Genomic DNA, 6,437 nt, shown 5'->3' with positions numbered 1-6,437 from the left:
ATTCTGGCCTCCATGGCGGCGATGCTGCCATTGGGAGCATCGGCGGCGCGGCGCCCGCGCCAATCCGCGCCAAAAACCTTCGACTACGGGCCGGCCAAGCTCGACATCTACGCGCCCGATGGTGCAAGCGGCCTGCCGGTCGTCTTTTTCGTCCATGGCGGCACCTGGCAGTTCGGCAAACGCAGCCAGGTTGATGCCAAGCCGGCCTTCCTGCTGGCCAACGGCTTCTGCTTCGTCTCCATCGATTACCGCATGTTGCCTAAGGCCGATGTCGCCACCCAGGCGCACGACGTCGAAAAAGCCTATGCCTATATCAGGGCCAACATTGCCCAGCATGGCGGCGACCCCAACCGCATCGTCGGCATGGGCCATTCGGCCGGCAGCCATCTGATTGCACTGACCGGCACGCGCGGTGGGCTGCCCGGCGTCGCGGCGTTCATTCTCGACGATACAAGGGCCTACGATCTTGCCGCGCTTGCCAAAAATGGCGGCATGGTTCGGGCCTATGCACGGGTCTTCTCCGATCCCTCGCAATGGGCAGCACTTTCGCCGGCCAGCTATGTCGGCGGCCACAAGCATCCGCCGACCTTGATTGCCTATTCGCGGGCGTCTGGCCGTGGCGAGGCCTCGAAGGCCTTTGCCGAGCGTCTGCGGGCCACCGGCACCATGGTTACGCTGTTCGACGGCAGCGCCTATACGCACATGTCGATCAATCGTGATTTCGGTGAGGACGGCGACGCGCTGACCGTCGCCGCGCTGGCATTTCTCAAATCGACGGTCGGCTGATCCCGAGCCTCCCGAGGCAGCGGCGCGGCGCGACTGGATCAGATCAAAAGCACCGGCAGGATATTGCCGCGCGGGCGCCCACAGGTGCAAGTGCTCTCTTCGATCGGGAGAGAACTGCATGAACGGCGCCGATGTCCTGTGTGACGTGCTTCTGGCCAATGATGTGACGGTCTGCTTCGCCAACCCCGGCACGTCCGAAATGCATTTCGTTGCCGCACTTGACCGCAAACCGCAGATGCGTTGCGTGCTTGGCCTGTTCGAGGGCGTGGTGACGGGTGCCGCCGATGGCTATGCGCGGATGACCGATCGGCCGGCCGCGACGCTGCTGCACACCGGTCCCGGCCTGGCCAATGGTCTCGCCAACATGCACAATGCGCGGCGCGCCTTCAGCCCGATGATCAACATTGTCGGCGATCATGCTTCTTATCATCTGCCGCTCGATGCTCCACTCACCAGCGATATCGAAGGCCTTGCGAGACCGATGTCGAACTGGGTGCGCCGCATCGGCGGCCCGGACGATGTCGCGCCAGCGACCGAGGCGGCCTTGCGCGCATCGCTGACACCTCCCGGCGTCACGACCCTGATCCTGCCGGCGGATGCCGCCTGGGGTGAAGTCGGGGCGGTCTCGGTTGGCAAGGTGAGGCTGGCGCCGCCGCCCGCCGTCGACATGGACGCGGTAAGAAAGATCGCTGCGGCGATCCGTGCCGCTCCGGGTCGGGCGGGCATCATCGTTCGCGGGAAGGCCGCCCGCGCCGATGCGCTCGCCATCGCCGGGCAGATCTCGACGGGCGGCGATGTCCGACTGTTCAGCGAGGTTCTGATCGCGCGGATGCAGCGCGGACGCGGGCGTGTGGCGCCGGCTCGCATCCCTTATCCGGTCGATGCGGCGACAGCTGTGCTCAGAGACATCGACGTTCTAATCCTGGTCGGCGGGAAGGAACCGGTTGCCTTCTTTGCCTATCCGGGAAAACCGGGACGGCTTGTCCATGAGGGCTGCCAGGTGCTGACGCTGGCAGCCCATGGCGACGATCTGCATGCGGCGCTGGAGGCGCTTCGCGACGAACTCGGCATAAAGCCGTCGCAACAACAGGTGTTCGCGACCGCCTTTCCCGACGAGGCAACGCCGAACGGCAGACTGACGGAAGATGCCATCGCATTGTCAGTGGCGCGCAAGCTTCCCGTGGATGCGATCGTCTGCGACGAAGCGATCACTTCGGCCAGGCGTTTCTTCGCACTGTCGGCCTTTGCCGCGCCGCACGACTACATGATGGGCACAGGCGGATCGATCGGCGGCGGCATTCCGATGGCGACCGGGGCGGCAATCGCCTGTCCCGACCGCAAGGTGATCAATCTCGAGGCCGATGGCAGCGGCATGTACACGGTGCAGGGGCTGTGGACCCAGGCCAGGGAAAAGCTCGACGTGCTGACGATCGTATTTTCCAACCGAACCTATGCGATCCTGCATGGCGAGATGAAGAATGTCGGTGTCGAGGCGATCGGCGAGAACGCCAGGCGCATGCTCGACCTCGACCATCCGTCGCTGGACTGGGTCTCGTTGGCCAAAGGCATGGGCGTGGAGGCGGCCCGCGCCGATACGTGCGAGCGGTTCGACGCGCTGCTGGACAGTGCGCTGTCGCGGCGCGGGCCGTTCCTCATCGAAGCGGTGCTCTGAGTGCGGCGGAGGTGAGGGCGGGTCTGGCCTACCAGCGGGTCTTTTCGCCGGGAGCCGCCGGTTCGATCGCCAGCGCGTGCACGCCGGCCTTCAATTCGTCGGCAAGCAATTCGTTGACGGCGCGGTGACGGTCGATGCGGCTCATGCCGGCAAAGGCGGAAGCGACGACGCGGACGCGAAAATGTGTCTCGCCGGTGCCGTCATAGGCGCCGTGATGGTCGGCGCCGTGATGGTGATGGCCGGCATGGAGATGGCTTTCGTTGATAATGACCAGCCGGTCCGGCGAAAATGCCTTGTTGAGCTTGTCTTCCATGGTCGTCTGTATGGACATCGCCGTCTCCCTTCACCACATATGGCTGGCGCGTCAGCCTTGAAACCGAAAATCGGTCTCTGCAAAAGCCGCTGCCGCGTAACAAAATCCGCCATTCGCCTGCTTTGTGCCGCGATTCAGCGGTTAGGGCGATGATCTCGAAAATGTCAATTCTTGTTTCGCATCTGCGAACGCCCCATAAATGGGTAAGATGAAGCCGTACCCCAAATATTTCGAGAAGATTCGCGTCCGTCCCGACAAGGACGCGGAGCTGAAGTCGCATTCGCCGATTTGCCAGTGGGACGGCTGCAAGGAAGCGGGCACCCATCGCGCGCCGGTCGGGCGCATGAAGGAGGGCGAGTATTTCCGTTTCTGCTTCGACCATGTGCGCGAGTACAACAAGGGCTTCAACTATTTCTCCGGCGTGCCGGACACCGAGGTCGCGCGCTTCCAGAAGGAAGCCATGACCGGTCACCGGCCGACCTGGAAGATGGGCGTCAACGGCGCCTCGACGCGTTCGTCGCCGGATATGGCGCAGCTGCGTTCCGGCCGCGCCGGCTATTACAACCGCATGCGTGACCCGTTCGATCTGTTCAAGGGGCCGAAGGATCCGCGCGAGGCGCGCGAGCGCAAGGCCAAGCCGCTTGAGGCCAAGGCGCTGGAAACGCTTGGCCTTGATACAAAGGCGACTGGCAAGGAGATCAAGGCGCGCTATAAGGAACTGGTGAAACTCCACCATCCGGATGCGAATGGTGGCGACAGAGGTTCGGAAGACCGGTTCCGCGATGTGCTGCAGGCCTATCGCGTGCTCAAACAGGCGGGCCTGTGCTGAGCGACCATACGGTTCGTGTCGTTTTCCAACTTTCATAAGGTTGGAAAACGCTCTAAGACCGCCCCCGGACAAATTCGATTGCCGGCGAAATCAGGGGTTTCGCCCGTGGAGACGTTGAGAGATATGAACAAGGTCGATCGTGACATCGCCAACCTGCCCGACACAACGGTGTCGGTGAAGGAAAAATTCGGCTTCGAGTCCAAGATGGTGGTGCCGGCCTATTCGGTGACATCAGAGCATGTGCCCGACATCGATCCGGACTATCTGTTCGACAAGAACACGACGATGGCGATCCTTGCGGGCTTTGCCTATAACCGCCGCGTCATGGTGTCGGGTTATCACGGCACCGGCAAGTCGACCCATATCGAACAGGTCGCCGCCCGCCTCAACTGGCCCTGCGTGCGCGTCAATCTCGACAGCCATGTCAGCCGTATCGATCTCGTCGGCAAGGATGCGATCGTCGTCAAGGACGGGTTACAGATCACCGAATTCCGCGACGGCATCCTGCCCTGGGCCTACCAGCACAATGTCGCGCTGTGCTTCGACGAGTATGACGCCGGCCGTCCGGACGTGATGTTCGTCATCCAGCGCGTGCTGGAATCGTCTGGCCGGCTGACGCTGCTCGACCAGAGCCGGGTCATCCGCCCGCATCCGGCGTTTCGGCTGTTTTCGACCGCCAACACGGTTGGCCTTGGCGACACCACCGGCCTCTATCACGGCACCCAGCAGATCAACCAGGCGCAGATGGATCGCTGGTCGATCGTCACCACGCTGAACTATCTGCCGCACGATAATGAAGTCGCCATCGTGCTGGCCAAGGCCAAGCACTATCGCGACGCCAAGGGCAAGGAGATCGTCAACAAGATGGTGCGCGTCGCCGACATGACGCGCTCGGCCTTCATCAATGGCGATCTGTCGACCGTGATGAGCCCGCGCACAGTCATCACCTGGGCCGAGAATGCCGAGATCTTCGGCAATATCGGCATGGCGTTCCGGCTGACCTTCCTCAACAAATGCGACGAGCTGGAACGCTCGGTGGTGGCCGAGTTCTACCAGCGCGCCTTTGGCGAGGATCTGCCGGAATCAGCGGCAAACGTGGTGCTGGGCTAAGCAGAGTCTCGATGGCGGGTCCGGGCGACAACACGCGCAACAAGTCGAAGACGGGGTCTGAAGCCGACAGCTTCAAGCGCGCCGTCACCGTCTGCATGCGCGCCATTGCCGGCGACAAGGAACTCGAAGTCGGTTTCGCCAAGGACAGGCCGGCTCTCGCCGGCAGCCGGGCACGTTTGCCCGAATTGCCGAAGAAGGCGTCGAAGACCGACATAGCCATCACCCGCGGGCTCGGCGATTCCATGGCGCTGAAGCGCGCCTGCCACGATGTCCGCATCCACACCAAGCTGGCGCCGGAAGGCAAGGCAGCCCGTGCCATCTATGACGCGGTCGAGCAGGCCCGCGTCGAGGCGATCGGTAGCCGCGCCATGCAGGGCGTCGCCGACAACATAGGCTCGATGCTGGAGGACAAATACGCCAAGGCCAATCTCGTCGACGTCAAGGACAAGGCCGACGCGCCGATCGAAGAAGCGCTGGCGCTGATGGTGCGCGAGAAGCTGACTGGCCGGCCGGTCCCGAAAAGCGGCGAGCGGCTGGTCGAACTCTGGCGCCCCTGGGTCGAGGAAAAGGCCAAGGCCGATCTCGATGGTCTTTCGGCCAAGCTCGGCGACCAGCAGGCCTTCGCCCGCGTCGTGCGCGAGATGCTCGCCTCCATGGAAATGGCCGAGGAGCTCGGCGACGACCAGGAGACGGAAGACTCCGAGGACAATGACGACAACCAGCCGCAAGGCGAGGAACAGAGCGAAGAGGGCGGCGAAGAGGATTCCGGCTCCGAGCAGTCGCAGTCCGAGGATGCCGAAGCTTCGGCCGACGACGAGCAGTCGGCCGAGACAGAAGCCTCCGACGCCACCGCCGACGACCTGTCCGACGATGACGACGCCGATGCCGAGACACCCGGCGAGGCGCGCCGCAACGACAATCCCTTCACGAATCTGCCGAAGGAAATCGACTACAAGGTCTTCACCACGGCTTTTGACGAGACGGTCGGCGCCGAGGAGCTTTGCGAAGAAGAAGAGCTCGACCGGCTGCGCGCCTTCCTCGACAAGCAGCTTGCCAATCTGTCGGGCGTCGTCGGCCGGCTGGCCAACCGGCTGCAGCGCCGGCTGATGGCACAGCAGAACCGGTCCTGGGATTTCGATCTGGAAGAGGGCTACCTTGACCCGGCACGGCTGGTGCGCGTCGTCATCGACCCGATGCAGCCGCTGTCGTTCAAGCAGGAGCGCGACACCAAATTCCGCGACACGGTGGTGACGCTGGTGCTCGACAATTCCGGCTCGATGCGCGGCCGGCCGATCACGGTCGCCGCCACCTGCGCCGACATTTTGGCGCGCACGCTGGAACGCTGCGGCGTCTCGGTCGAGATCCTCGGCTTCACCACGCGGGCCTGGAAGGGCGGGCAGGCGCGCGAGAAGTGGCTGAAGGACGGCAAGCCGCCGAATCCCGGCCGGCTCAACGATTTGCGCCACATCATCTACAAGTCGGCCGACCATCCGTGGCGGCGGGCACGGCGCAATCTCGGCCTGATGATGCGCGAAGGCCTGCTCAAGGAAAACATCGACGGCGAGGCGCTGCTGTGGGCGCACAACCGGCTGATCGCCCGGCCGGAGCAGCGGAAGATCCTGATGATGATCTCGGACGGCGCGCCGGTTGACGATTCAACGCTGTCGGTCAATCCGGGCAACTATCTCGAACGCCATCTGCGCGCCGTCATCGAGCTGATCGAGACG

The 6,437-nt window shown here is 63.6% G+C and carries 6 protein-coding genes; 5 read left to right on the top strand and 1 reads right to left on the bottom strand.

Annotated features, from left to right (window positions below):
* Nucleotides 1-786 (top strand): alpha/beta hydrolase (locus EN935_RS17720; RefSeq protein ID WP_164771180.1); only part of this gene is annotated, 786 nt, incomplete at its 5' end.
* A gap of 118 nt (nt 787-904) precedes the next feature.
* Entirely contained in the window at nt 905-2,458 is a 1,554-nt protein-coding gene (locus EN935_RS17715; RefSeq protein ID WP_127373479.1) for an acetolactate synthase large subunit, read from the top strand.
* Between the two features lie 28 nt (nt 2,459-2,486).
* On the opposite strand, the gene EN935_RS17710 is transcribed toward EN935_RS17715, so the two are convergent.
* Entirely contained in the window at nt 2,487-2,789 is a 303-nt protein-coding gene (locus EN935_RS17710) for a BolA family transcriptional regulator (protein WP_127265627.1), read from the bottom strand.
* A 181-nt stretch (nt 2,790-2,970) separates the two neighbouring features.
* On the opposite strand from EN935_RS17710, the gene EN935_RS17705 reads away from it, so the two are divergent.
* The 3 genes from EN935_RS17705 to cobT form a co-directional block, all read left to right on the top strand.
* Nucleotides 2,971-3,600, top strand: coding sequence for a J domain-containing protein (locus EN935_RS17705; protein WP_126070704.1), 630 nt, complete (start codon nt 2,971-2,973; stop codon nt 3,598-3,600).
* Between the two features lie 123 nt (nt 3,601-3,723).
* Nucleotides 3,724-4,710, top strand: coding sequence for a cobaltochelatase subunit CobS (gene cobS / locus EN935_RS17700; RefSeq protein ID WP_109671608.1), 987 nt, complete (start codon nt 3,724-3,726; stop codon nt 4,708-4,710).
* 11 nt (nt 4,711-4,721) lie between these two features.
* Nucleotides 4,722-6,437, top strand: a 1,716-nt coding sequence (gene cobT, locus EN935_RS17695) for a cobaltochelatase subunit CobT (RefSeq protein ID WP_127373478.1), incomplete at its 3' end; no start/stop codon positions are given.

Source organism: Mesorhizobium sp. M7D.F.Ca.US.004.03.1.1 (assembly GCF_003998635.1).
Lineage (GTDB): Bacteria > Pseudomonadota > Alphaproteobacteria > Rhizobiales > Rhizobiaceae > Mesorhizobium > Mesorhizobium loti.
This window is presented reverse-complemented; position numbering and strand designations above follow the sequence as displayed.